This window comes from Chryseobacterium scophthalmum (assembly GCF_900143185.1).
GTDB classification, from domain to species: domain Bacteria; phylum Bacteroidota; class Bacteroidia; order Flavobacteriales; family Weeksellaceae; genus Chryseobacterium; species Chryseobacterium scophthalmum.
The window spans coordinates 1-24,469 of record NZ_FSRQ01000003.1 but is presented as its reverse complement, the minus strand read 5'-3'; the positions used below and the strand labels follow the sequence as shown (position 1 = coordinate 24,469).

26 protein-coding genes and 1 other RNA gene are annotated in these 24,469 nt (G+C 32.7%); 18 read left to right on the top strand and 9 right to left on the bottom strand.

Features of this window, described 5'->3' with window-relative positions; genetic code table 11:
- Positions 1 to 28: 28 nt before the first annotated feature.
- From BUR17_RS15215 to BUR17_RS15165, 12 genes are all read left to right on the top strand, one after another.
- Positions 29 to 325 carry a hypothetical protein gene (locus tag BUR17_RS15215; protein ID WP_074231328.1) on the top strand — a complete coding sequence of 99 codons (297 nt, stop codon included), beginning with the start codon at positions 29 to 31 and terminating at the stop codon, positions 323 to 325.
- Between the two features lie 499 nt (positions 326 to 824).
- Entirely contained in the window at positions 825 to 2,483 is a 1,659-nt protein-coding gene (locus BUR17_RS15210) for a ribonucleoside-diphosphate reductase subunit alpha (protein WP_074231326.1), read from the top strand.
- A gap of 158 nt (positions 2,484 to 2,641) precedes the next feature.
- The gene (locus tag BUR17_RS15205) at positions 2,642 to 3,097 is read left to right on the top strand and encodes a hypothetical protein (RefSeq protein ID WP_074231325.1); all 456 of its coding nucleotides are present in this window, start codon (positions 2,642 to 2,644) and stop codon (positions 3,095 to 3,097) included.
- The gene (locus BUR17_RS15200) at positions 3,094 to 3,294 is read left to right on the top strand and encodes a helix-turn-helix transcriptional regulator (RefSeq protein WP_074231323.1); all 201 of its coding nucleotides are present in this window, start codon (positions 3,094 to 3,096) and stop codon (positions 3,292 to 3,294) included. Before BUR17_RS15205 ends, BUR17_RS15200 begins: the two co-directional genes overlap by 4 nt.
- Positions 3,295 to 3,675: 381 nt before the next feature.
- Positions 3,676 to 5,178: a hypothetical protein gene (locus tag BUR17_RS15195; protein ID WP_074231322.1), complete on the top strand. Its 1,503-nt coding sequence runs from the start codon at positions 3,676 to 3,678 to the stop codon at positions 5,176 to 5,178.
- A 6-nt stretch (positions 5,179 to 5,184) separates the two neighbouring features.
- On the top strand, positions 5,185 to 5,625 hold the full coding sequence (locus BUR17_RS15190) for a hypothetical protein (protein ID WP_074231320.1): 441 nt from the start codon (positions 5,185 to 5,187) through the stop codon (positions 5,623 to 5,625).
- A gap of 27 nt (positions 5,626 to 5,652) precedes the next feature.
- Positions 5,653 to 5,982 carry a hypothetical protein gene (locus BUR17_RS15185; protein WP_074231318.1) on the top strand — a complete coding sequence of 110 codons (330 nt, stop codon included), beginning with the start codon at positions 5,653 to 5,655 and terminating at the stop codon, positions 5,980 to 5,982.
- A 33-nt stretch (positions 5,983 to 6,015) separates the two neighbouring features.
- Complete coding sequence (locus tag BUR17_RS15180) at positions 6,016 to 6,348, top strand: hypothetical protein (RefSeq protein WP_074231316.1); 333 nt, start codon at positions 6,016 to 6,018, stop codon at positions 6,346 to 6,348.
- Positions 6,349 to 6,440: 92 nt separating this feature from the next.
- A complete protein-coding gene (locus BUR17_RS20765) occupies positions 6,441 to 6,593 on the top strand; it encodes a hypothetical protein (protein ID WP_159437608.1) in 153 nt (50 codons plus the stop codon).
- Positions 6,594 to 6,729: 136 nt separating this feature from the next.
- Positions 6,730 to 7,221 carry a hypothetical protein gene (locus BUR17_RS15175; RefSeq protein WP_074231314.1) on the top strand — a complete coding sequence of 164 codons (492 nt, stop codon included), beginning with the start codon at positions 6,730 to 6,732 and terminating at the stop codon, positions 7,219 to 7,221.
- A gap of 34 nt (positions 7,222 to 7,255) precedes the next feature.
- The gene (locus BUR17_RS15170) at positions 7,256 to 8,851 is read left to right on the top strand and encodes a LytTR family transcriptional regulator DNA-binding domain-containing protein (RefSeq protein ID WP_074231312.1); all 1,596 of its coding nucleotides are present in this window, start codon (positions 7,256 to 7,258) and stop codon (positions 8,849 to 8,851) included.
- A gap of 51 nt (positions 8,852 to 8,902) precedes the next feature.
- The gene (locus tag BUR17_RS15165) at positions 8,903 to 9,793 is read left to right on the top strand and encodes a DUF72 domain-containing protein (protein ID WP_074231310.1); all 891 of its coding nucleotides are present in this window, start codon (positions 8,903 to 8,905) and stop codon (positions 9,791 to 9,793) included.
- A 2-nt stretch (positions 9,794 to 9,795) separates the two neighbouring features.
- On the opposite strand, the gene BUR17_RS15160 is transcribed toward BUR17_RS15165, so the two are convergent.
- The 7 genes from BUR17_RS15160 to BUR17_RS15130 all read right to left on the bottom strand — a co-directional run bounded on the left by BUR17_RS15160 (position 9,796) and on the right by BUR17_RS15130 (position 16,922).
- A complete protein-coding gene (locus tag BUR17_RS15160) occupies positions 9,796 to 10,386 on the bottom strand; it encodes a hypothetical protein (RefSeq protein WP_084550668.1) in 591 nt (196 codons plus the stop codon).
- A 40-nt stretch (positions 10,387 to 10,426) separates the two neighbouring features.
- Positions 10,427 to 11,071 (bottom strand): HD domain-containing protein, encoded by a 645-nt coding sequence (locus BUR17_RS15155; protein WP_074231718.1) that lies wholly within the window; start codon positions 11,069 to 11,071, stop codon positions 10,427 to 10,429.
- 93 nt (positions 11,072 to 11,164) lie between these two features.
- Positions 11,165 to 12,007, bottom strand: coding sequence for an alpha/beta hydrolase family protein (locus tag BUR17_RS15150; protein ID WP_074231717.1), 843 nt, complete (start codon positions 12,005 to 12,007; stop codon positions 11,165 to 11,167).
- A 91-nt stretch (positions 12,008 to 12,098) separates the two neighbouring features.
- Positions 12,099 to 12,986 carry a ribokinase gene (locus BUR17_RS15145; RefSeq protein ID WP_074231308.1) on the bottom strand — a complete coding sequence of 296 codons (888 nt, stop codon included), beginning with the start codon at positions 12,984 to 12,986 and terminating at the stop codon, positions 12,099 to 12,101.
- 55 nt (positions 12,987 to 13,041) lie between these two features.
- Positions 13,042 to 13,683, bottom strand: coding sequence for a DUF4241 domain-containing protein (locus tag BUR17_RS15140; RefSeq protein WP_074231306.1), 642 nt, complete (start codon positions 13,681 to 13,683; stop codon positions 13,042 to 13,044).
- 51 nt (positions 13,684 to 13,734) lie between these two features.
- Positions 13,735 to 14,211, bottom strand: coding sequence for a hypothetical protein (locus BUR17_RS15135; protein WP_074231305.1), 477 nt, complete (start codon positions 14,209 to 14,211; stop codon positions 13,735 to 13,737).
- 95 nt (positions 14,212 to 14,306) lie between these two features.
- Positions 14,307 to 16,922 (bottom strand): valine--tRNA ligase, encoded by a 2,616-nt coding sequence (locus tag BUR17_RS15130; protein ID WP_074231303.1) that lies wholly within the window; start codon positions 16,920 to 16,922, stop codon positions 14,307 to 14,309.
- A gap of 129 nt (positions 16,923 to 17,051) precedes the next feature.
- Here BUR17_RS15130 and BUR17_RS15125 point away from each other — a divergent pair, with 129 nt between their 5' ends.
- The 3 genes from BUR17_RS15125 to BUR17_RS15115 all read left to right on the top strand — a co-directional run bounded on the left by BUR17_RS15125 (position 17,052) and on the right by BUR17_RS15115 (position 19,194).
- On the top strand, positions 17,052 to 17,507 hold the full coding sequence (locus BUR17_RS15125) for a DUF1573 domain-containing protein (RefSeq protein WP_074231301.1): 456 nt from the start codon (positions 17,052 to 17,054) through the stop codon (positions 17,505 to 17,507).
- A 161-nt stretch (positions 17,508 to 17,668) separates the two neighbouring features.
- Entirely contained in the window at positions 17,669 to 18,538 is an 870-nt protein-coding gene (locus BUR17_RS15120; protein WP_074231299.1) for a polyphosphate kinase 2 family protein, read from the top strand.
- Positions 18,539 to 18,552: 14 nt separating this feature from the next.
- Positions 18,553 to 19,194 (top strand): hypothetical protein, encoded by a 642-nt coding sequence (locus tag BUR17_RS15115; RefSeq protein ID WP_074231297.1) that lies wholly within the window; start codon positions 18,553 to 18,555, stop codon positions 19,192 to 19,194.
- A gap of 3 nt (positions 19,195 to 19,197) precedes the next feature.
- On the opposite strand, the gene rnpB is transcribed toward BUR17_RS15115, so the two are convergent.
- Positions 19,198 to 19,520, bottom strand: an RNA gene (rnpB, locus tag BUR17_RS15110) — RNase P RNA component class A.
- Between the two features lie 160 nt (positions 19,521 to 19,680).
- On the opposite strand from rnpB, the gene BUR17_RS15105 reads away from it, so the two are divergent.
- The 3 genes from BUR17_RS15105 to BUR17_RS15095 all read left to right on the top strand — a co-directional run bounded on the left by BUR17_RS15105 (position 19,681) and on the right by BUR17_RS15095 (position 22,515).
- Positions 19,681 to 20,172, top strand: coding sequence for an RNA polymerase sigma factor (locus tag BUR17_RS15105; RefSeq protein WP_074231294.1), 492 nt, complete (start codon positions 19,681 to 19,683; stop codon positions 20,170 to 20,172).
- Positions 20,165 to 20,839 carry a beta-carotene 15,15'-monooxygenase gene (locus BUR17_RS15100; protein WP_074231292.1) on the top strand — a complete coding sequence of 225 codons (675 nt, stop codon included), beginning with the start codon at positions 20,165 to 20,167 and terminating at the stop codon, positions 20,837 to 20,839. The genes BUR17_RS15105 and BUR17_RS15100 overlap by 8 nt, the downstream gene beginning before the upstream one ends.
- Before the next feature lie 62 nt (positions 20,840 to 20,901).
- Complete coding sequence (locus BUR17_RS15095; protein ID WP_074231290.1) at positions 20,902 to 22,515, top strand: AMP-binding protein; 1,614 nt, start codon at positions 20,902 to 20,904, stop codon at positions 22,513 to 22,515.
- 107 nt (positions 22,516 to 22,622) lie between these two features.
- On the opposite strand, the gene rpoN is transcribed toward BUR17_RS15095, so the two are convergent.
- Entirely contained in the window at positions 22,623 to 24,086 is a 1,464-nt protein-coding gene (gene rpoN, locus BUR17_RS15090) for an RNA polymerase factor sigma-54 (protein WP_074231288.1), read from the bottom strand.
- Between the last annotated feature and the right edge of the window lie 383 nt (positions 24,087 to 24,469).

The following is a 24,469-nucleotide window of genomic DNA, read 5'->3' as shown; positions in this document are numbered from 1 at the left end:
TTCCTCGCAATGACTAAAAAAATAAAATATGATCAATGTAATCGTAACTTATACTGTAAAACCTGAGTTTGTTTCTGAAAACAAAAACAATATTCAGAAGTTTTTGAATGATTTTAAAAATTTGGATCAATCAAAATTTGAGTATAAAGTTTTTGTAAAAGAAGACGGCGTTACATTTGTTCATTTTTCAAATTATGAAAACGAAGAAGTGCAGAATATGGTTTTAAATATTCCGTCCTTCAAAGAATTTCAAAGAGTAAGAGACGAAAGCGGACTTAATGATTCTCATAAAGTAGAGTTTTTAAAGTCTGTTGGAGTTGAATAAATAAAATAGAGGCGCGAGCGAAGCGAGCGCCGAAACAGTTAGTATTAGCGATGTCATGCTGAGCTTGTCGAAGCATTTGTTAAGTAAAATTACTTTGCACTTGTAATGACGAAAAGAATTTTACATCAAAAAAACCTCACAGGTTTTAAAAACCTGTGAGGTTTGGTTAAAATATCAATAGAAACGGGCTTTAGCCCATTTTCAAAAAGATAAAATGCATTTGGCTTTAGCCAAAACTTAAAAAAGATTCGTTCCTCGCAATGACGAAGTTCAGAAATAAAGAAAACAAACCGTTGTCTTAGCCCTGATTGAGCGGCGTGTCTGAGCTCTTTTTGTTATTGCGACGGACAACTCATTCAACAGATGGCTTCACGTTGTTCGCAATAACAAAAAAGCGAGTAGCGAAAACAGGTAGGAAATTGAGGAGAAGCACAAAATGTGATGCTCCTAAAAAAATAAAAAATCAATGTACAACGTACATTTTACAATATAAATGAACATGGAAGAACAAAATACAAATATCTGGTGGCTCAACGAAGAATCTGAGCAAATGTTGAACAGAGGTTACCTTCTGAAAGGAGAAACCGTAGACGGAGCGATTGACAGAATCACCACTGCCGCTGCAAAAAGATTATACAAACCCGAATTACAGCCTGCTTTCAAGGAAATGATCACCAAAGGATGGATCAGCTTTTCTTCTCCGGTTTGGGCAAATATGGGAACACAGAGAGGTCTTCCAATCTCATGTTTCAACGTACATATTCCTGACAGCATTGAAGGAATTACCCACAAAATGGGTGAAGTCATCATGCAAACGAAAATCGGAGGCGGAACTTCAGGGTACTTCGGGGAACTTCGTAATAGAGGAACTGCCGTAACCGACAACGGAAAATCTTCAGGAGCTGTTTCTTTTATGAAGCTTTTTGATACCGCAATGGATGTGGTTTCTCAAGGTGGTGTAAGAAGAGGTGCTTTTGCAGCTTATCTGGATATTGACCACGGAGATATTGAAGAATTTTTATCTATTAAAGATATCGGAAGCCCGATTCAGAACTTATTTACCGGAATTTGTGTTCCTGATTACTGGATGCAGGATATGATTGACGGTGATATGGATAAACGTAAAATCTGGGCAAGAGTTTTGGAAAGCCGTCAGCAAAAAGGTTTACCCTATATTTTCTTTACCGATAACGTTAACAGAAATAAGCCACAGGTTTATAAAGACTTAGGATTAACAGTAAATGCAAGTAATCTTTGTTCGGAAATTATGCTTCCGTCAACAAGAGAAGAATCTTTCATCTGCTGTCTTTCTTCAATGAACTTAGAATTGTATGACGAGTGGAAAGATACTGACGCTGTAAAATTAGCAATCTATTTCCTTGACGCTGTTTTATCTGAATTTATCGAAAAAACGGAAGGGAATTACTATCTTCAAGGAGCAAGAAACTTCGCAATGCGTCACAGAGCGCTTGGTTTGGGAGTTTTAGGTTACCATTCTTACCTTCAGAAAAACATGATTCCGTTTGAAAGTTTTGAGGCGACTCAGTTCAATGCAAGAGCTTTCAAAAGAATTAAAGAACAGGCAGATATCGCGACAAGAGAATTAGCAAACATTTACGGAGAACCAGACTTGTTAAAAGGTTACGGAATCCGTAATACCACCACAATGGCGATTGCTCCTACAACTTCTAGTTCAGCAATTTTGGGACAAACTTCTCCTGGAATCGAGCCTTTTGCTTCAAATTACTACAAAGCAGGTTTAGCAAAAGGAAACTTTATGCGTAAGAATAAATATCTTGCTAAATTGTTGGAAGAAAAAGGTCTTGACAACGAAGATACTTGGAGAACAATTATGCTAAATCACGGTTCGGTACAGCATTTAAATGAATTGACTGACGAAGAAAAAGCAGTATTTAAAACATTCAAAGAAATTTCTCCAATGGAGATTATTTCTCAGGCTGCACAAAGACAACAGTACATCGATCAGGCGCAGTCTCTGAATTTACAGATTCCTTCAACAATGCCTGTAAAAGATGTTAACTATCTTTACATCGAAGCTTGGAAAAAAGGAGTAAAAACTTTATATTACCAAAGAAGTTCGTCTGTTTCTAAGGAAATGATGGTGAATTTTGTGAGCTGTTCGGCGTGTGAAGCTTAAAAAAGAGCCAAGTAAAAAGTTTAAAGAGCCAAGTTAGGCTGTGAATATATTTAAACCGTAGAATTTTTTCTGCGGTTTTTATTTTAAATAAAATGTAAAATAAACTTTACAATATGTAAAATATTCTTTACATTTGTTTTAATGAAAAAAATACAATTATGAATACATCACAACTTTTGTCAAACCGCTATAAAAAAATAGGCTGGTTTATTTTTATTCCATCATTAATTTTAGGAATAATTTCATTGACAGGAATTATCGATTCTACTGAAATTTCGTTACCCGTATTTTATAGCTCAGGATTTTCTTTGAGTAATGAAGATTCGGCATTATTTACGACCACAACAATAGATTTTTTCCCAAATCTTTTTGGAATTTTAATTATCATCGGCGGAATATTGGTAGGATTTTCAAAAGAAAAAATTGAAGATGAGTACATCTCAAGTGTAAGATTAAAATCTGTATTTTGGAGCTTAATAGTCACCTACTCTATCATTCTTATTTTATTTTTAACCATATTTGGAACATTATTCTTCACCGCCATGATTTTGATTATGTTTTTACCTTTGGTACTTTATGTTTTCAGATTTAATTATTTATTACTTAAAAAATGAAAAACACCATTAAAATAGAAAGAGCTTTAAAGAATATAACTCAGGAAGATTTGGCAAAAAAAATCGGGGTTTCACGACAGACCATCAATGCCATGGAAGCCGGTAGGTATGTTCCCTCAACAGTTTTAGCATTGAAAATTGCAAAATATTTCGACAAAAAAGTGGAAGATATTTTTGAGCTGGAAGATGGGGATTAACTTATAAAAAAAATGATCCTATTTAATTCTAGACTTCCAAGAAATCCATTTAAAAAATCAAACAAAATATAAGTCAAAAATATTTTGACTACTTCTAATCTTCGATTTCAATTAAAAAAGTTATCGAAGATTTTTTTTGCTTAAAAAATAAAGTAAAATACAATTTACTAAAGCCAATAACCCTTTTAAGCTTGTTGCAATTTTTAAAAATAAAATCCATTTTAGCATAGAAGCTTTTCATTAAATAAAGATAAAATTTCCATACTACCATTCACGCTACTTATTACTCATTTCACGACATTTTTCGTGAAATGCTTGTTTTTTGACAGACATTTGTGTGAAGATTTATTGATTTTTACATAATCCTTAAAAACCAAAAACATGAAAAATTTAGCAAAAATTCCGATTATATGTTTTGTATTCTTCGTAATGATACAAACATTCTATGCACAAGCAAAAAAGAAAGCTCTTGCACCAAAAGAAGCCACCACATTTATTGAAAAAATTTTTAAAACAAATTTGGATGAAGCTACTCTACTTTTAGATGAAGAGCTATCAGAAATAGGAGTTGTTTTTAAAAAAGTAGAAGATGAAAAAGATTATATCTACGATCAAGAACTTAAAAAAACAGATACTATAAATTCTATTTTTAAACATTTGATTACCGATAACAGCTATAGGTTTACTTTAATTGGAGATAAAAACAATGCGGTTATAGGTTTTTCACTCAGTAATTATCCTGCAAACGATGATTTACTTTCAAAAATCGTTCAGAAATTAGGTATTAAAAACTGGAGTCTTGTGGAAACAAAAGGAGAACATTCTCTGTACAAAAAAGGGAAGCTTTTTGCCACTATCAATTCCGGAGAATATTTCAGCTGTGAAATTTTTGTTCCTGTTGTTTTGCTTACAAGCCCACCTGTAGACTCACTTACTTTACGCTCTTCGTTTGCAGAAAACAGAAATTTTGCAACAGAACTTATGAACAAGATGGGATATAAACTTTTGTCTGCAAAAAAACGAGCTGTTTACAATAAAACAGACACTCCGGCTTATGATTTTATAAGCTATTATCAAACTTTATATTACAATCAGGGTACCGAAGTGACGATAATGATGAATGAAAACAAAAAAAGCACCATTACCATCTCCAATCCAAACGCTATCATATTTAGCAGTATAAAAACAAAACTCACAGACAATACCTGGAATCAGAAATACACCAATTCGGTTTATAATACTACTTATTTCAGAAAAAATAACAGGATGATGAGTATTGCTCCAAGTTTAAATCAAATCCAGTTATATTCTGTAGCATCTCCGAATGATAATGAAAACAAACTGGTATACGGAAGCTTATTGTATCTCGATGAACTGGAAGAAATCTACAGCGGTTTCACTTTTGAAGATCGAATTGCCTATATGAATGATCATTTTGCAGTAAGTGACGTATATGACACCCCAACTTTCATCATTAAGAAAAAAGGCGCAACCATACGGTATATTTTCTATGATGATAAAACATCTAAAGAATATGCAGGACTGAAATATAGTGTAGATAATGACAACCCTGCAATTGCAGATCTATATTACCAAAATGTGATAGAAAATTTCCCTTCACTTACCAGTCAAAATTTTGCATTAACCATTGGGAAAAATAAATTACCCCATCGTACTCAATTTTATGACAAAACAATTTATACCGCAAATGTATTAAGTGAGCAAGCCAAAGAAAGTGCACAGCTTTTAGCAGATCAAAGAGCAGCTGCCGAACAAAAACAACGAGATATATTGAGAGAACAGGAAAAAGCCCGCAGAAATGCTGAGCTTACCAATACCATCAACCAAACCACTAATGAACTTTTAAAACTTTTACAAAAATAAAATATCATGAAAACTATTCTAATTTTTTTAACTGTTTTTGCAACCACTTTTATCTATGCACAACAAGATGATGGTACTGCGAAACTTAATGAATGTAAAAGATACACGATCGATCTTTTGAAAAACAATACCCAAAATGACAACCTTACCAATTGTCTGGTATCGCTTGCCATGAAAGGAGGTAACTATGTGGAACAATATAACGGCTGGATGAGCCAGATTACCCAAAACTCGAAAGAACAACTCCAACAAGAGCTTGATTTATTGGAAAGCCAAAAACAACAGGCTACAGAAATAAGAAAGCAAAGCTTTAATTCTATGATGGATAACGTGACCCAAAATCTTCAGAACCAGGCACAGCAAAATTCTTATCAAAAAAAATCTTCAGGATCTACCACAACAAGAGATTGCGTAAACAGACCTGGATATGGATGTGGACAACGGTAAATATTTAATCCTTAAAAATGAAAAAAAATGAAAACAATATTCACTTCAATACTGCTCTTTGGTATTTTGTTATTCAGTGCTCAAAATCTGCAAGATACAATTACGCTGAAAAGAGCATTAGTAGAAAAAGAAGGAATTTCTTACTATGTCTACGACAAGAATGAAGCTTGTCTTTTCACCAAGCTAAATACAACCTCACAGAAAGAAGAGATTATGCTAGTTTGTTATGGAGATCTTTATGAAACTTATCTGGCTACAGATAAAAAAAAGATTGAAAAAATAGCATTACGCGATGCTATAAAAAACATCGATAATCCTAAAAAATTTGAAGAGATTATCGCTTTAACAGATTTCTAAAATCCATTCATAAATAATTTAAAATCTTATCTCATGAAAAATAAAACAATTATAAAAAACTATGTTTTAATAACATTAATATGTTTTTCATTCGTACCTTTTATTGCTTTGTCACAGACGAAAACAGAGAACAAAAAAGGATACGGTTTGGCAACGGGAGGTTATAAGCCCAACAGACAGGAAGCTCCACCAAAACAAAAGATTAACTTGGAGGAAAGAGCATATGAAAATGAATGCTACCGAAGCCTTGGTTTTACAGTGAAAAACTATGGCTACAATAAAGACGGAAAATTTTATTCTTGGGGTGTAAGACTTAAAAATAATTATTCTAAAGCAGTTCAGTTGAGATACAAGCTTATCGTATAGGTAATGACAATAATCAAAACGGTACTCTCACTTATTATATTGATCCCGGTGCATCTTATACCAATGATTTTGGACTTACAAAAGCAATTATTGTGAATAACGATTCGGATCAATTCAGGATAGAGGTTTCTGAAGTCTGTTTTGAAGGATTAGATTGCCGAAAAAACGGATACGTTAACTGCAACGGGAGACAAAGTGTAAGTACGAGTTCCGAGAATAAAACCACATCATCTTGCAGTCTGTAAGATCTATTCTAAATAGTGAAATATAAGTACAGATTTAAGCAAAAACCCAATAACCATTTCCCAAGCCTCGTATATTTTCAAAAAATTTGCGGGGCTTTTATCAGAAAAATGTAAATTTAATAAAACTAATAAAGTGATGGATATCATACAAGAAATCATCACTCAAGCCAGACAGTTTGAGGGTGAAACCGAAACCGACGGACAAAACCGTTCACCATTTATTGATAAAATTAATATTTGGATGCCGCTTGCAGAACTGGGAGATCCTTATTGTATGACAGGAATTTGTTACACTTTGCATCTTTTAGAAGAAAAATATCTCATTCAATTTGATTTACCAAAACATCCCGGTGCAATTGATTTTTATGAACGAACAAAAACAAAATACAGAACTGATCTTTTCGAAAAAGGAAATATTGTGTTCTGGAGATTCAAAACCGGACCTCATGGTCACGTTTCTATCGCATTGGGAGAACCTGATGAAAATGGAGACTTTCCTGCGTTTGAATTTAATGTGGTTGTGGGAAATGAAGCCGGAGTTTTTGAAATCGTAAGAAACATCAACGGAGATGAAGATTTAGATTTTCATGGTATTCTGAACATTTCAACCGCCTGGAAATACAAATAACGTTAAAATGTCACCGAAAATCTGCCTCATAAAAATGTCAAAACTTTTGTTCTTATTTGGAGTATTATTATTCCAGACGTTTTTATTTTCGCAGCAGAAGAGCATTGTATTTTCGGCAGAGACAGATAGTATTTCGTTGTATCAAAATGCTCAGATTGCATATACCAATCAAGAAAATTTATCGCCAAAATTTATCAATCAGTTAGATTTCAAAACCTTTAATCAACTTAGTTTAAAACAATATCCAATTCCGGATACTTTGCAATATGCCGTGATAAAATTCAGTGTTCTAAATACCCAGGATAAAAACACGCATCTTTATCTTTCTGCCAAAGAAGACATTGCTTACATGCAGGCTTATGAGCTTAAAGACAATCGTTATCAGCTCATTGCAAAAACAGGTTATGCCAATAGAGTTTCTGATTTCTCGATTAAGAATAATGACAGACAGCTTATTTTGAGTCCTGAAAAAAATACTATTTCTCAATATATTGTCTATCTTAAAAAATACAAATACATTCTCCCGATTCCTGAAATTGAACTTCAAAGTGAAACGAAATACCTGAAAGGAATTGAAAAAAAACAAAGCAAACCTCTAAGCTTATACTTTTTGTTCACCATTTTTATTGCAGGATTTCAGTTTGCTCTGCTCATATTTGGGATTTTCAAAATTTATGTTTTGGGATTCAAGAGAATTTATTTCTTCTTTTCGTTGCAATGTCTTTTGTTCATTTTATTTTATCTGAATGAAATTCATATTATCGTTTTTGAAACTAGGTTTCTATCTTTCATTAACAACAAAATGGTTTATGAAGCTTTAGGAGACTTATTTATTGTTGTATTTAATTTTTTGATTATCAGTTTTTTTGATTTAGATAAAAAATCATTCTTATACCGCTTTTTAGTTGGGATTACTATCTTTTGGGTTATTCTGTTTTTCGTGGAAGCTTTACCCTTCGTTAATAATCCTACAGTAATCTCCGTTTTCAGATTTATACTTAATACGGCTGCAATTGTAGATTTCATTACCTTAACTTGTGTATTTTATTTTGCATATTTTCATAGAAATGGTTACCGAAAATATCTTTTTATTGGAGTTTTTATTGCAATGATCAGTTCGTTTGAAGTAGCACTTCCAAGATTTCTCAATTTAATTAATCTCGATCCTAATTGGATAAAAATCTCAGATTCATCCTATCTTCTGCTGCAGATTTGTGATAATCTCAACTTTTGTTTTTTCTTCATTTCTTTTATTATGCGGGAAAAAGAACTGTCTATTGAAAAAGAGTCTCTTGAAAAAGAACATACTCAAACAATCGATGAGCTAAAAAATCTGAAAAAAATTATCGAAAAAGAAAACATTATTCTAAAAGATAAAACCAAAATAAACCTTGATCAGCTCGTTTATATAAAAGCTGATGACCATTATCTCAATGTACATACCATTGAAAATAAAAACCATTTTGTAAGAGGTAAACTTGCCGATATTATAGAAGAACTTCCCGCCAATTTTGTAAAATGTCACCGTTCTTATATCATCAATAAAAATTATATCAAACAATCGCAGTCAAAATTTATAACGATGTCAGACAATTCAGAAATTCCTATTTCGCGTAATTTTAAAATGTAATTCAGGTTTTTTCTATAACTTTAAACCTTAAACCAAAAACCTCGAGCTTATATGAAATTCGGACAAGTAGAAGATCCTTCACAAATAGATTTTACCTTACCAAAAGATCATTCCAAAACCAAAGAAATTTTAAAGCAAAACAAAAAAGGACTGGAAAACATTTCGATTGGCTGCGCAAAATGGAATAAAACTGATTTGAAAGGCTTTTATCCTAAAGGTACAAAAGACGAATTGGCTTATTACTCTACACAATTTAATTCGATTGAATTGAATGCGACTTTCTATGGAATGCCGAGTTCTGAACAGGTTTTAACGTGGAAAGAAAAAACACCGGAAAATTTCAAGTTTTTTCCCAAAATCACTAATACCGTTTCTCATTTCAGAAGACTTTTGAATATTGATGATGTGGTAACGCAGTTTGCAACGGCAGTTCTTAATTTTGATGATAAATTAGGAATGGTTTTCTTACAGCTTCATGATAATTTTAAACCAAAAGATTACGAAAGGCTTGAACAGTTTGTGAATAAATGGCCTAAAGAAGTTCCTTTAGCCATCGAACTCAGAAATACAGAATGGTTTACTGATGAAGAAATTTTAGATAAAACCTGCGAACTTTTCGAGCAAAATAATATTACGAACATTATTGTAGATACAGCAGGAAGACGAGATATGCTTCACATGAGATTGACGACTCCAAATGCTTTTATCCGTTATGTCGGTGCTAATCATGAATCAGATTATGCCCGATTGGAAGATTGGCTAGACCGATTGACGACGTGGAAAAAAGAAGGTCTTCAGAATTTGTATTTTTTCGTGCATCAAAATATCGAAAAAGCATCTCCGCTTCTTTCAGCCTATTTTATTGAAAAGATGAATGAAGCTTGGAAAACGGATCTTCAGGTTCCAAAAATGGGACAGGAAAATATGCCTAGTTTATTTTAGAATTATTTCTTTCTTACCAAAAGAACAAAATTCAGGAACAGTAAAAGAAAACAAAGCGTTACCCAAATTCCCATCAGCATATTTTGGTAATTGTCTTCTTCTATCTCTTTTTTAGCTATTGCAGAAAGTTTTTCGCTTTGGTTGATATAATTTTGAACTTCAATCATCTGATCCATATTTTTATTGGGAACAGAATGTTGGGAAAAATAAACGAGATTTTTTTTGCCTAAATATCCTGCAACCCAATATTCATCAGACTTAGTCATTTTTAAATATTCAACTCTGTAATATTCGGGACGGATTTTTCCGATATGCTTGGTTTCTAAAGGCGTATTTTTATCAAGATTATTGACATTAATGACATAAAAATCCAAAGGTTGCGGAAGTTTATTAATCACCTGTAATGACAAAGAATTGCTTACAACTCCTATCACAGATTTTTTGATAAACCAATACGTAAAAACGGAAACCGCAAAAACCACACTTGCAATCCTGAAAAGTTTTGCCAACTGACCCAACTTTCCTTTTTTCAGTTTAGAAAAAAAGAGCGAGAAAACAAGTGAAAGAAAAATAACAAAAATGATAAATCCCATAAGTGCAAAGATACTTATTTAAAGATTGTTGATGAGATTCTTAATCTACATTCCATTCTTTCATAAACTGGTCGAGGAAAGTCAGCATAAACTGATGTCTTTCTTCGGCTATTTTTTTGCCTTCATTGGTATTCATTAAGTCTTTCAAAAGCAACAGTTTTTCGTAGAAATGATTAATTGTTGTTCCGTTCGATTTTTTATACTCTTCTTTAGACATATTCAATTTTGGCTGAATATCGGGATGATACATCAGATTATTTTTAAAACCACCGAAATTAAAAGTTCTTGCCACACCAATCGCACCAATCGCATCGATTCTATCAGCATCTTGAACGACTTTAAGCTCGATAGGTAAATCTTTGGGAGCTTCTCCCCTATTTTTAAATGAAATATTCTGAATAACAAATAAAACCTGTTGAATAATTTTTTCTTCAACATTCTGACTTTCTAAAAATTCTCTTGAAATTTTCAGAGCTAAAGTTTCGTCTCCATTATGAAATTTTGGGTCGGCAATATCATGCAATAAAGCAGAAAGTTCTACAACTTCAAGATTACAATCTTCGGTCTGAGCAATTTTTTTAGAAAGTTTCCAGACTCTTTCAATGTGAAACCAGTCGTGACCAGCTTCTGCTCCTTCTAGTTTTTCTTTTACAAATTGTATTGTGTTTTGTATGATGTTGCTCATGTTTGAATTTTGATATAATTTATTTTTAAACCACCCCGTCAAAAATTCTTTCGAATTTTCGCCACCCCTCCAAAGGAGGGGAATTTTCATTGCTTAATTTTTAATTTCATTCAAAATAATATTCCAAAGTTTTTTATTATAACTTCTGAAAAAATTGACATGTCCGATTTCACCTTTTTCTGATTCTGAAGCCTTTAAAATTCTATAATCAGGCTTCAAATTAAAATAAACATCATTTAGAAGACTTTTCACTCCTTTATCAGTTAACCATGCATCGTCTTCAGCATACAAAACCAACACTTTTTGGTTTAATTCTTTTGAATAATCTTGAGTTTTAAGCAATAATTTTCCGGTAGATTTTCTGTTCAAAATTAAGGTTCTCCAGTCATAAGCGCAATTTTTTGGAAGACTTTCTCCCAATCCAAACCAATGTGCTGGAAAATAACCAAATAGCTCAGTAAAAAAAGGCTGCGCAAATCCGAAACCGAAAAAAGCTTCCAATTTTGTATTCCATTTTAGGTTTCCAATAAAAGCATTTTGGGTGGCAACGAAGATAAACCGTTCAAATATTTTAGAATTTTCATTCATTCCAACGATTAAAGCACCTACCGAATGTCCCAAACAAAACTTCTGATAACCTGGAAAAGTTTTAATAATAAATTCTGTGACAGTTTTAAAATCTTCATTTCCCCAAGTTCGCATTGAAGCTTTGAAACCCTTCATTTTTTCAGGCTTTGAAAGCCCTATTCCACGGTAATCATAAGTAATGACGGTAAAACCTTTTTCTGCAAAAAATTGGGCAAAAGAAAAGTAAACCTGTTGCTTCACTCCAGTTGCAGAATTGATCAGAATAATTTTATCATTAGATTTTTCAGGTTTAAAGAGATGGGTGGTCAGTTGACATTGATCTTTTGTGGTAAGTATCAGTTTTTCCATGGGACGTAATAAAAAAATCCACATCAAATGTGGAAATTTTTGTTTTATAAATCTCTATTTAAAAGACTTTTCAATATGCATTAAATAAAATCTATATCAAATCTTTTAGGTAAGGAAGCGCCATTTGTGCACCTTTTCCCAAAGAAACTTTTGAAGAAACCAGATTACCGAATTTTACACAATCTTCAATGGTATTTTTATGACATAATGCCACTGCAAAACCAGAGGTAAAGGCATCTCCCATTCCCATTTTGTAGACCATGCTTTCATTTTCGTTGCGGAAATATTTCATTTCGGCTCCGTCATAATAAATCGTAGAATTGGTTTCGTCTCTTACGAAAAGTTTATTAAAATATTTTTTAAGAATTTCTTCTCTTTTGTCTTCTCCAAAAATAATAGAAAGCTCATTGCTTCGGGCTATGATAAAATCAACATCATCTAAAATCTGTTCATTTAATCTTGTCCCAGGAGATGCATACAAACCTACCATTTTGCCAAGACTTTTTGCTTTTTTTACAGTATACTCAATAACTTCCATTGGAATTTCCAGCTGTAAAAGAACAAGAGATGATGAGTGAATATATCTTTCAGCATCATCAATTTGCTTTACCTTCACATTTTTATTGGCCGCAGAATCTACCACAACAGAAAAGTCCCCGTTACAACTCGTTACATAAGCAATGCCTGTAGATTCCTGATCTGTTTCGTAAACAAAACCTACATTCACATTTTCGTTAACAAGATTTCGCATGATCTGCTGTCCTAAAGGATCAATCCCTACACAGCCAACAAAATGAACAGCAGCGCCCAATCTTGCGGTACCAACTGCCTGATTAGCTCCTTTTCCACCAAAATAATTTTCAGAATGACGAGCCATCACCGTTTCATTACGAGACGGGATTTTATCAGTATACAATATCAAATCTAGTGAACAACTGCCAACAACGACAATCTTTGGATGCTCTGATGAAAAGTTCATAATAATATATTGATAGTCTTTTGAATTAAAAACTACTATTTAAATGTAAGCAATTTTAGCTAACTAATATCTCAATAAATTCAGTAATAATTTTTACCGGTTTATTTTCTTTATCAAGAGCTATATAACTTGCATAAAAGCCTTCACCATAACCAGTTTCAAAAGCAAAAATATTTCCCGGATTTTCTTCAGTAGGTTTTAAAAATGCAAACTGATCGATAGCACCGTTTTCATCAAAGAAATGCTCATGGAAAAACTCTTCGTAAATTCCCATAAAATCATCACCTTTTCTCTGAAAAAGTTTCTGCTCATGAAGATTAAGATGTTCCTGAGTCTGTACATCCATAAAACAGCCCATTCCGCTTTCTACAGGATAACCAAAAACTTCACCTTCCGCTAAATCTTTTATATTTTGTTCTTTGGTTGTGGCAAGTTTCCATGATGAAATTTTTGCATCACTAAATACAATTTCTGCATAAGCAACACAGTTACTTTCTCTTTCTTTATGAATTAAAACCTGAAAATCTCCTTTTGGAAACTCAGTAGAAAAAGGTTGCATATCATTCGTAATCAAAGGATCACAAGCAACCAATTTTCCGGTGGAAAGGTATATTTTTCCCACTTCAAAACTTTCCAATAACGGACTTTCTACAAAGTCTTTTGAGAAAAGTTTTTGTATGTTTTCTAGATGTGTCATTTATATTATTAGGCTAAAATTCAGGTTAAGTTTGAGACTTAACCTGAATTTTTATTTTAGTGTTTTTAATTCTGTTTCTATTTTCAGCTTTTTCTCACTCCAATAATTCATCCTTTCAATTCTGTCTGGATATTCTTCAGGAGTAGCATTTTGATAAAATTTAATAGAATTTTCATAATCTGTCAAAACTTTTTCTAAGTAATCTTTGTAGTCTTTTTCATTTTGTGGAATGTATCCAATTCCATCACATCCACAACTGAAAAAAGTTTTACCTATTCTATAAAGTCCCTCTATAATTTCCCATTCTTTTTTGGCAGATACTTTTGGAGCTTTAAAATCATGCCCCAAATTAACCATTGCCTCAGTACATTCAGGGCATTTTATAATTCTACTTTCAATTTCATCACATAATTCTTTTAAGCTGTTTGTTTCTTTTTTTGTAAATACTTGCCCTACCTTTCTAATAGACTTTCCGTTCAGTTCTTGATATACTTTATCCTTTTTTATTCTCAACAAAATATCATCCACAGGAGTTTGTTTAAATGTTTTTCTACATTTAAAACAAACATAGTGGAATTTATATGTTTTAAGAGCATATCTACACACGTTAGAAAAATAAAATATTAGAGTGTTTTTAATTTTTCTTCTAAAATCGCAATCTTATCTTGCGCATCTTTTTGTTTCTTACGCTCGCTTTCTACAACTTCAGGTTTTGCGTTAGCAACAAATTTTTCGTTAGAAAGTTTTTTATCAACAGAAATCAAGAATCCTTTTAAATATTTTAATTCTTCTTCTGTCTTAATTTTTTCTTCTCCTAAATCTAAGTTTTCACTTAATGGAATTGAAACTTCGGTAGATCCTACAAGGAACGTGAAACTTGGCTTATCTGTTTTGGCTCCGAAATGAATTTCAGAAATATTGGCTAATTTCTTAATTACAGGTTCATTTGCAAATTCTGAAGCATTGGTATAAATTTCAGCGGCTTCTCTTGGCGAAATTCCTTTTGTCTGACGATAATTTCTAACACCTGAAATAATTTCTGATGCTGTTTCGAAGTTTTTAATAATATCTTCATTAAATCCTTCTGCTTTTTTCTGTTGAGCAATAACCAAAGCCTCATCGATGCTTCTCTCCGAAATCAATTGCCAGATTTCTTCTGACTGGAAAGGCATGAACGGATGAACTAATTTCATCAATTCTTCAAAAAGAGAAACTGTTTTATTGTAAACTTCTTTAGAAATTCCTTCCCCATAATTTGGTTTAATTGCTTCTAAATAAGAACCACAGAAATCATCCCAAATTAATTTATAAATTAAATGTAAAGCATCAGAAATTCTGAATTTCTCAAACTGATCGTCAATTTCAATAATCGTTTTATTTAATTTATTTTCAAACCATTCGATCGTTTGAGTTTCTGTTGCATTTGCAGGCTTATCTTCATGATTCCACATGTTGATCAAACGGAAAGCACTCCAGATTTTTGTCATGAAATTTCTTCCCTGAAGCATTAAATCTTCATCAAAAAGAAGATCATTTCCAGCCGCAGAGCTTAATAAAATTCCAACACGAACGCCATCTGCACCATATTTATCCATTAATTCTAAAGGATCAGGTGAATTTCCTAAAGATTTTGACATTTTTCTTCTCTGCTTATCTCTTACAATCCCTGTGAAATAAACATTTTTGAATGGAACTTCTTTTCTGTATTCCAATCCTGCCATAATCATTCTTGCAACCCAGAAGAAAATAATATCCGGACCTGTTACCAAATCTGAAGTCGGGTAATAATAATTGATGTCTTTATTATCAGGATTATTCAACCCGTCAAAAACAGACATTGGCCACAACCAAGATGAGAACCATGTATCAAGAGCGTCTTCGTCTTGTCTCAAGTTTCGAGTTTCGAGTTCTGGGTTTCGAGTTTTTTCTTTGGCTAAAGCCAAAGCGTCTTCGATTGTCTCGGCAACTACGAAGTCATTTTCACCATCACCATAATAGAAAGCAGGAATTTGCTGTCCCCACCAAAGCTGGCGAGAAATATTCCAGTCACGGATGTTTTCCATCCAGTGTTTGTAGGTATTTTTAAATTTCTCAGGATAGAATTTTACTTCATCATCCATTACAACATCTAAAGCCGGCTTTCCAATTTCAGACATTTTTAAGAACCACTGAACAGAAACTTTAGGTTCGATAACCGCACCCGTTCTTTCTGAAGTTCCTACTTTATTTACATAATCTTCTGCTTTCAACAAAAGATCATTTTCTTCTAATTCTTTCGCGATTTGTTTTCTAACATCAAATCTGTTTTTTCCAGCGTAATGTAATCCGTGCTCATTCAGATTTCCGTCATCATCTAAAGCATCAATCATTGGTAACTGATGTTTTTGTCCGATTTCGTAGTCATTAATGTCGTGTGCAGGAGTAATTTTCAAAGCACCTGTTCCGAATTCGATGTCAACATATTCGTCTTCAATAATCGGAATAACTCTGTTTACAATTGGCACAATTACATTTTTACCCTTCAAATGAGCATATCTCTCATCATTAGGATTGATACAGATTGCTGTATCCCCGAAAATAGTTTCAGGACGCGTTGTAGCCACCGAAAGGAATTCTTCTGTACCTTCGATTTTATATTTAAGGAAATATAATTTTCCGTTTTGCTCTTTAAAGATTACTTCTTCGTCAGAAATATTGGTTTTCGCTTCCGGATCCCAGTTGACCATTCTATAGCCACGATAAATCAATCCTTTATTGTATAAATCAACAAAAGATTTGATTACCTGCTTAGAAAGAGACTCTTCCATTGTGAATCGGGTTCTGTCCCAATCACAAGAACAACCAAGTTTCTTCAGCTGCTCAAGAATTGTTCCGCCGTATTTGTCGGTCCATTCCCAAGCGTGTTTCAAAAATTCTTCTCTGGTAATATCAGATTTATTAATTCCTTCAGACTTCAGTTTAGCAACAACCTTCGCTTCAGTAGCAATTGAAGCGTGATCTGTTCCCGGAACCCAACAAGCATTAAAGCCCTGCATTCTTGCACGACGGGCCAAAACATCCTGAATGGTATTATTCAACATATGCCCCATGTGAAGAATTCCTGTGACGTTTGGCGGCGGAATTACAATCGTATAAGGTGGCTTTTCGTTGGGCTCTGAGTGGAAATATTTGTTTTCCAGCCAGTAATTGTACCATTTCTGTTCTGTTTCCTGTGGATTATACTTTTCTGAAATCTGCATAAATTCTGGTTTCTTATAACTTATAATTTGCAAAAATAGTTTAAAGTAAAAAAATGTAAGCACTAATTAAAATAATTTTTAACTTTGTTTCTCAAAATTTATCTAACAAACATATTAACTTTCAAGAATATGAAAAACTTATTAGCAGGAATTGCATTATTCGGAACATTTGCATTAGCATCTGCACAAACAATTACATTCGACAAAACTACTTATGAATATGGTCAAATTAAACCAAATTCTGATGGTACAAGATTCTTTACTGTAACCAATACAGGAGATAAGCCACTTATTATTTCTAATGTAAAGCCAGCTTGTGGATGTACTACACCAGAATTTAGCCAAGCTCCTATTGCACCTGGAAAATCAGCAAAAATTAAAGTTGGATACAACACTGCAAGTGTTTCTCCATTCAACAAAATGATTGAAGTATTTTCTAATGACCCTGTAAATAGCAGAAGCGTAATTTACATTAAAGGTGAAGTAACTCCTAATGCTCCTGAACCAAAACCATTAACTGCTGCAGAACAAAAAGCAGCGGCTAAAGCTGAGAAAAAAGCGGCTAAAATGGCTGCAAAAAAATAATTTTTACTTAAAAAATTCTTAAACCGTCTCAATTGAGGCGGTTTTTTTGTTACATTTATATTGTTAGATGTTAGAAAGTTAAGATATATTGAAATCTCATCATCATTTATCTATTGAATTAAATCATTAAATCATTAAATCATTAAATCATATAAAAAAACATGGATAATAATTTCTCAGGCGACTTTTTAATTAAAGGAAAATTTTCAATAAAAAAATCTTCAACAGAATATAAAGGAAAACTCACTAAAGAAGAAGGTGTACAATTATTAATTCAGGAAAAAGAAAAGCTTAGAGAGCTTCAGGAAAAACTTTATGCTGACGGAAGTAAATCATTGTTAGTAGTTTTACAGGCGATGGATGCCGCAGGAAAAGACAGTTTAATAGAGCATGTTTTTGGAGGTGTAAATCCTCAAGGTTGCAATGTTACAAGTTTTAAAACTCCAAGTTCTAGAGAATACTCACATGATTTTCTGTGGAGGCATTATCTAGCTTTACCTCAGAAAGGGATGATTGGTATTTTTAACCGCTCACATTACGAAAGTGTTTTGGTCTGTAAAGTACATCCTGAATATAATTTAAGCGAAAAAACCTGGGATTCTGTAAAGGATTTTGATAAAAAATTCTGGGAAAACAGATATGAAAGCATCAGAAATTTTGAAAAACATCTCGCTCAAAATGGAACGACAATTATTAAAATTTTCTTGAATGTTTCTAAGGACGAGCAAAAGAAAAGGCTTTTAGACCGTATCAACGAACAGGAAAAAAACTGGAAATTTTCGGCTGCAGACTTACCCGAAAGAGCTTTGTTTGACCAATATATGGAATGCTACGAAACTGCCATTAATGAAACTTCAAAAGATGAAGCACCTTGGTATGTAATTCCGGCGGACAATAAATGGTTTGCAAGACTTTCGGCTTTGCAAATTATTATTGATACTTTAGAAAAAATGGATTTGAAATTCCCTGAGCTTTCAAAAGAAGATAGAAAAGGTCTGGATGAGGCTAAAAAACAATTGGAAAGTGAATAATAAAATTTAAAATGATGAAAAAATATATTCTAATATTTGTTTTCTTTCTATACAAAATAGGATTTTCACAGACGTATAAGTTTGATGCATTTGTTGAAATTTATCATGAAGTACCACAAATTAAATATAAAGGCAGTCAGACTTTATTGTTGAATACTTCTGATGAAAGTATTACTGCTTTTAGTCACTCAGATTTAACATTTACTGTTTATGATAATAAAAGAAATGTTGGTCATTCTTTTTTAAATATGACAACCAAAGATAAATACTCTTTTATTTACAAAAAATCCTTTAAATTAAGTTCCAATGAAGATAAAGATAAATATGATTATGAAATAAAAAAAATTGGTGATAAAAAATATGAAATTATAGAATACAAAAATCATAAACGAAAAATTATAACTTTTAAGATTATAGTTGAGTTAGAAAAATCTGATATAAATTTGCTCGGTGCTATTTCTTCTGACATCGGAGAAAAGAGAAGATGTAAAATAAAAGAAATCCTAGAAAAAGAAATAGGAAATAAAGAAAAATTTAAAATTACTAATCAGTTAACATTCTACAGAAAAGATAATATTATTGATCACAAGACAATAAATTCAGGACCAGTAAATATTCAGATGATTTTGCCTGCAAAACTGAATTTTAACAATTAAAAAAACACGAGAAAATCTATAAGCCGGATTTTGTACTTTAAAAAAGTGCCTGTTATTTATCTACGTTTTACATTGCTGCAAAACTTGAGCTGATTACCCCTCGGCTTTCAGAGCGAGCCGCCCCTATTTTCATTACTGAAAAGAACCGATATACTTATCATTGCACCGCAAAGAGTTTACCTGGTTTCACTACAGCCGAACTGTACCTGCTTTCTGTTGCACTTGTCCTATCCTCACGGATGACGGATGTTATCCGCTTTGCTGCTCTATGGTGTCCGGACTTTCCTACCCTTGCCGAAACAAGAATCAACAAGCCGATTTTCTCGTGGCTGCAAAGATACAATTTAATCTAACAATGTAGCAGTGTACCAATTTACCAATCTAAAAAGAAGTTATATTTTATTTTAAAATTGTTAGACTGTTACATTGTTAGATTGTTAGATTGTTACATTAAAATTATTATCTTCGTGCAGTTATACATTTATTTTGATTTCTAAAGAGAAAGAGTTTGCACAGCTTGTAAAAGATAATCAGGGATTGATTATTAAAGTATCGCGTCTGTACACCAATTCGCTGGAAGATGAGGAAGATCTTTTCCAGGAAATTGTTTTACAGCTTTGGCGAAGCTATGATTCTTTTAAAGGAAATTCAAAAATTTCTACCTGGATGTATCGTGTTGCACTCAACACAGCCATCACTCTTTTCAGAAAAAAAAGTAAAAGTTTACAGACTAACGAGCTAGACATCAATCACAGAGATTTCGTTGAAGATGATGATGACAAACAGCAGCAAATTTCACTTCTTTACACCGTAATAAAAACCCTTCCAAATGTAGAAAGGGCAATTGTAATGATGTATCTCGACGACTTGCCTTATAAGGATATAGCCGAAAACTTGGGTATTACGGAAGTAAATGCACGTGTGAAAATGAACAGATTAAAGAAAATCCTTAAAGAAAAAATGGAAAAACATGCCTGAATTTGATTTAGACAGCTTTAAGAAAACCTGGCAAGAACAGCCTGTGAAACAGAAATACGACAATAATGAGATTCTGAAAATGCTCAATAATAAATCACGCAATTACATGAAATATATTTTCTGGATTAGCGTGGTAGAGTTTTTACTTTTCAGTGTTTTGGGTGTATTTTACCTTATACAAAATAATGAATCAGATAGTTTCTTGAGTATTTTAGAGAAAATGGGAGTTCACAGAGACAGCCAACTTATTACCAAACTTGATAATATTTATTTAATTGTAAAAATCTTGAGTTTAGTAGTTACCGGATTTTTCGTATTTAAGTTTTATCAAAACTATCGGAAAATTAGAGTTGAAGAAGACCTTAAGCTTTTTATTATCAGAATAATTACCTTTAAGAGAACAGTGAATGCTTTTATTTTAACGAATATCGGATTATTATTAATCTTAATAAGTGCGTTAATCGGCTTTACTTTTTATATTTTAAATGTTCAAAACATAGAAATTAACAGTTCGACTTTTACTGGATTTATTGTTGGGATTATAGTAAGTACAATATTGTGCGTTATTCTGATTTGGGTATACTACAGATTGGTTTATGGAATTATTATGAGCAGACTCGATAAAAATTTAAATCAATTAAAAGAAATAGAATCTCAGGAAAATTAAGCCTTTTTAAGACTTATTTTAAAGATATAATGTCTAATTTTATTCTATCAAATTAGCATTTTATGTCTTTATCTTATGTTCACGGAGCTTCCCACATACCATTGTTGGGAGAAACCATTGGGAAAAATCTTAGAAATACTGTTGAAAAATTTCCGGACCAGGATGCCTTGATTTGTGTACATCAAAATTATCGAGCTACTTATCAAGAATTTTATAATCAAACCACTCAGGTTGCCAAAGCCTTAATTAGTCTAGGAGTAAAATCTGGTGACAGAGTTGGAGTTTGGGCTGCAAACCGCTACGAATGGGTCTTGCTTCAATATGCAACGGCAAGAATTGGAATTATTTTAGTCAATATTAATCCTGCTTACAGAACGAGTGAATTAATTTTTGTCATCAATCAGTCGGAAATGTCTCATATTTTTTCGTCGCTGACTTTTAAATCAAGTAATTATAAAAAAATGATTGCTGATGCAAGAGAGTTTTGCACCACTCTAAAATCAGAAACATTTTTCGATGAGACCTGGGAAAATTTCCTCAATAATTCAAAAGATATTTCAGACGAAACGCTTGAAGATTTTGAAAATAAAGTTGAATTTGATGATCCTGTAAACATTCAATATACATCAGGAACTACAGGTTTCCCCAAAGGAGTTACGCTTTCCCATCATAATATTCTGAACAACGGTTATTTTATCGGAATCCGTTTAAAATACACAGAAAAAGACAGAGTCTGCATTCCCGTTCCTTTTTATCATTGCTTTGGAATGGTTATCGGAAATCTTTGCTGTACCTCTCACGGAGCTTGTATGGTGATTCCAAATGATAGTTTTGATCCAGAAATTACACTAAAAGCAGTCTCAGATGAAAAATGTACTTCTTTATACGGAGTTCCTACAATGTTTATTGCTGAATTGGCTGTGAAAGATTTTGATAAGTACGATTTTTCAAATTTGAGAACCGGAGTGATGGCTGGTTCTGTTTGTCCGCCAGAGATCATGAAAAAGGTCGAAAATTTAATGAACATTAAGGAAATGAGTATTTGCTACGGAATGACCGAAACATCGCCTGTTTCTACGCAAACTTTGATTGGAACACCTTTAGAAAAGCAAGTAAGTACAGTTGGAACTGTTCAGAATCATTTAGAAATAAAAATTATCGATGAAAATGGTAAAGTTTTAAATCGCGGTGAACATGGAGAACTCTCTACAAGAGGTTATTCTGTAATGTTGAAGTACTGGAACGACCCGGAAAATACCAAAAAAGTAATCGACGACGGAAGATGGATGCACACCGGAGATTTGGCTGTAATGGACAATGACGGTTACATCACAATTTCCGGAAGAATAAAAGACTTAATCATCCGTGGTGGGGAAAATATTTCGCCAAAAGAAATTGAAGATTTTCTTTATGTTTATCCTAATATTTTAGATGTTCAGATTATCGGAGTGCCTAGTGAAAAATTTGGAGAAGAAGTAATGGCTTGGGTAAAAATCCGCTCAGGATTTACGGTAACAGAAGAAGAATTAAATGAATACTGCAAAGGCAGAATTGCACATTATAAGATCCCAAAGTATTGGAAGTTTGTGGATGAATTCCCAATGACTATTTCAGGAAAAATTAGAAAAGTAGAAATGAGAGAAATTTCTATGAAAGAATTAGGTTTAGAAAAATAAGATAGTGGGTAATAAATTCATAGAAAACACTTTGCTTTAGGCTATTTTATTAAAATTATAATAAACAAAAAAAAAGCATTTCAGATTTTGAAATGCTTTTTTCTATTTTAAAGTTCTTTTCTAAGTCTTGCAACCGGAATATTGAGCTGTTCACGGTACTTAGCAATTGTTCTTCTTGCAATATTGTACCCCTGTTCTTTAAGAATTACGACTAAAGCATCATCCGTTAAAGGTTTTCTCTTATTTTCTTTGCTGATTACTTCCTGAAGATGATTTTTAATTTCTTTTGTAGACACTTCTTCACCATCGTCATTGGTTAAGCTGTCAGAAAACAAATCTTTAAGGTAAAGAATTCCGTTTGGCGTATCTGCATACTTACTTTTAACCACTCTTGAAATCGTTGAGATATCAAAACCTGTAATATCCGCAATATCCTTTAAAATCATAGGTTTTAATGACTTCTCATCACCTGTGATAAAATAATTGTGCTGAAACTTCACAATAGCATTAATCGTCTGAAGCAAAGTATTCTGACGTTGATTAATAGCATCGATATACCATTTTGCAGCATCTAATTTTTGCTTAATAAATAATGCAGCCTGCTTATGTTCAGATGATTTTTTATCGTGAGAATAAGTAGTTAAAATATCTTTGTATTCTTCAGAAACCCTTAAAGTAGGTGCATTTTTGCTGTTAAGCATTGGGATAACCTGCCCATCTTTCACCTGTATTACAAAATCTGGAATAATCTCCTGATTGATTGTAATGGTTTGAGTATCGAAGTTTCCACCTACTTTTGGAGATAATTTTGAAATTTCCTCTAAAGCATCCTTCAAATCTTCTTCCTCAATATCATATTTCTGAATAATCTTATTGTAATGCTTGTTGGTAAGCGCATCAAATTGATATCTCAAAATATTTGCAGCCAAAGAAACCGCCTTATCAGAACTGATTTTTTTCTCAATCTGAAGTAAAAGACACTCCTGCAAACCTCTTGCTCCAACACCCGATGGATCTAATTTCTGAATATAGTTTTCAAGTATATCTTCAACTTTCTCTTTGGTCGTATAAATCCCTTGTGAAAAAGCCAAATCATCAACAATCGCCTTTATCTCTCTTCTCAAATAGCCATCAGTGTCTAAATTACCAATAATGTATTCAGCAATTTTCAGATCTTCATCATTGATGTTGACAAGGTTGATTTGCTCCATTAGATAGTCATACAACGACTGTCCTTCAGTAAGGAGGCTTTCATTATCAAAATCTTCATCATCGGCAGAATAATTACTTGAAGCCGTTTTATAGCTTGGTTCATCATCATACAGATATTCATTGACGTCGAAATCAGTTTCTATACTTTCCGTACCTTCACTTTCATAGCTTTCATCTAGAGTTGAGTATTCATCTTCTTTAGACTCTTCCTTGGCTACTTCCAGTGCAGGATTTTCTTCAAGTTCTCTTTCGAGTTCTTCCTCAAACTCCAAAGTATGAAGCTGAATCAACTTCATCAGCTGAATCTGCTGAGGAGCAAGTTTCTGTCCTAATTTAAGTTGTAAATGTTGTTTTAGCATATTCTACTTTGTGTTTGTTAACATAACATCTACGAATTTAATATTTTTTTTTGGAAAAATCATCATTAGCACGATTTTTGTAGTATAAAATTTATAAAGCCAATACAATTATGTTTTGGGTTATTTTCGCACAAAATATAACCTTTATATTTTGTCTAAATAATTCAAAAAATCCTCCTTATTTTACTTTAAATATTTCAGAAGCTTGTTCCGGCTATTCGCTATTACTCCTCACGCGGTTGCTTTTCCATTTCTAAATTCCTCCAACTCTCCATCTCATGTTGCGGAGTAATCGCTGCTATCCGGGCTAGAAAATTCAGCGTATAAAGATTGATGATTAACAGAATTTTTAGCAATTATTTCATACGAATACTCACTCAATC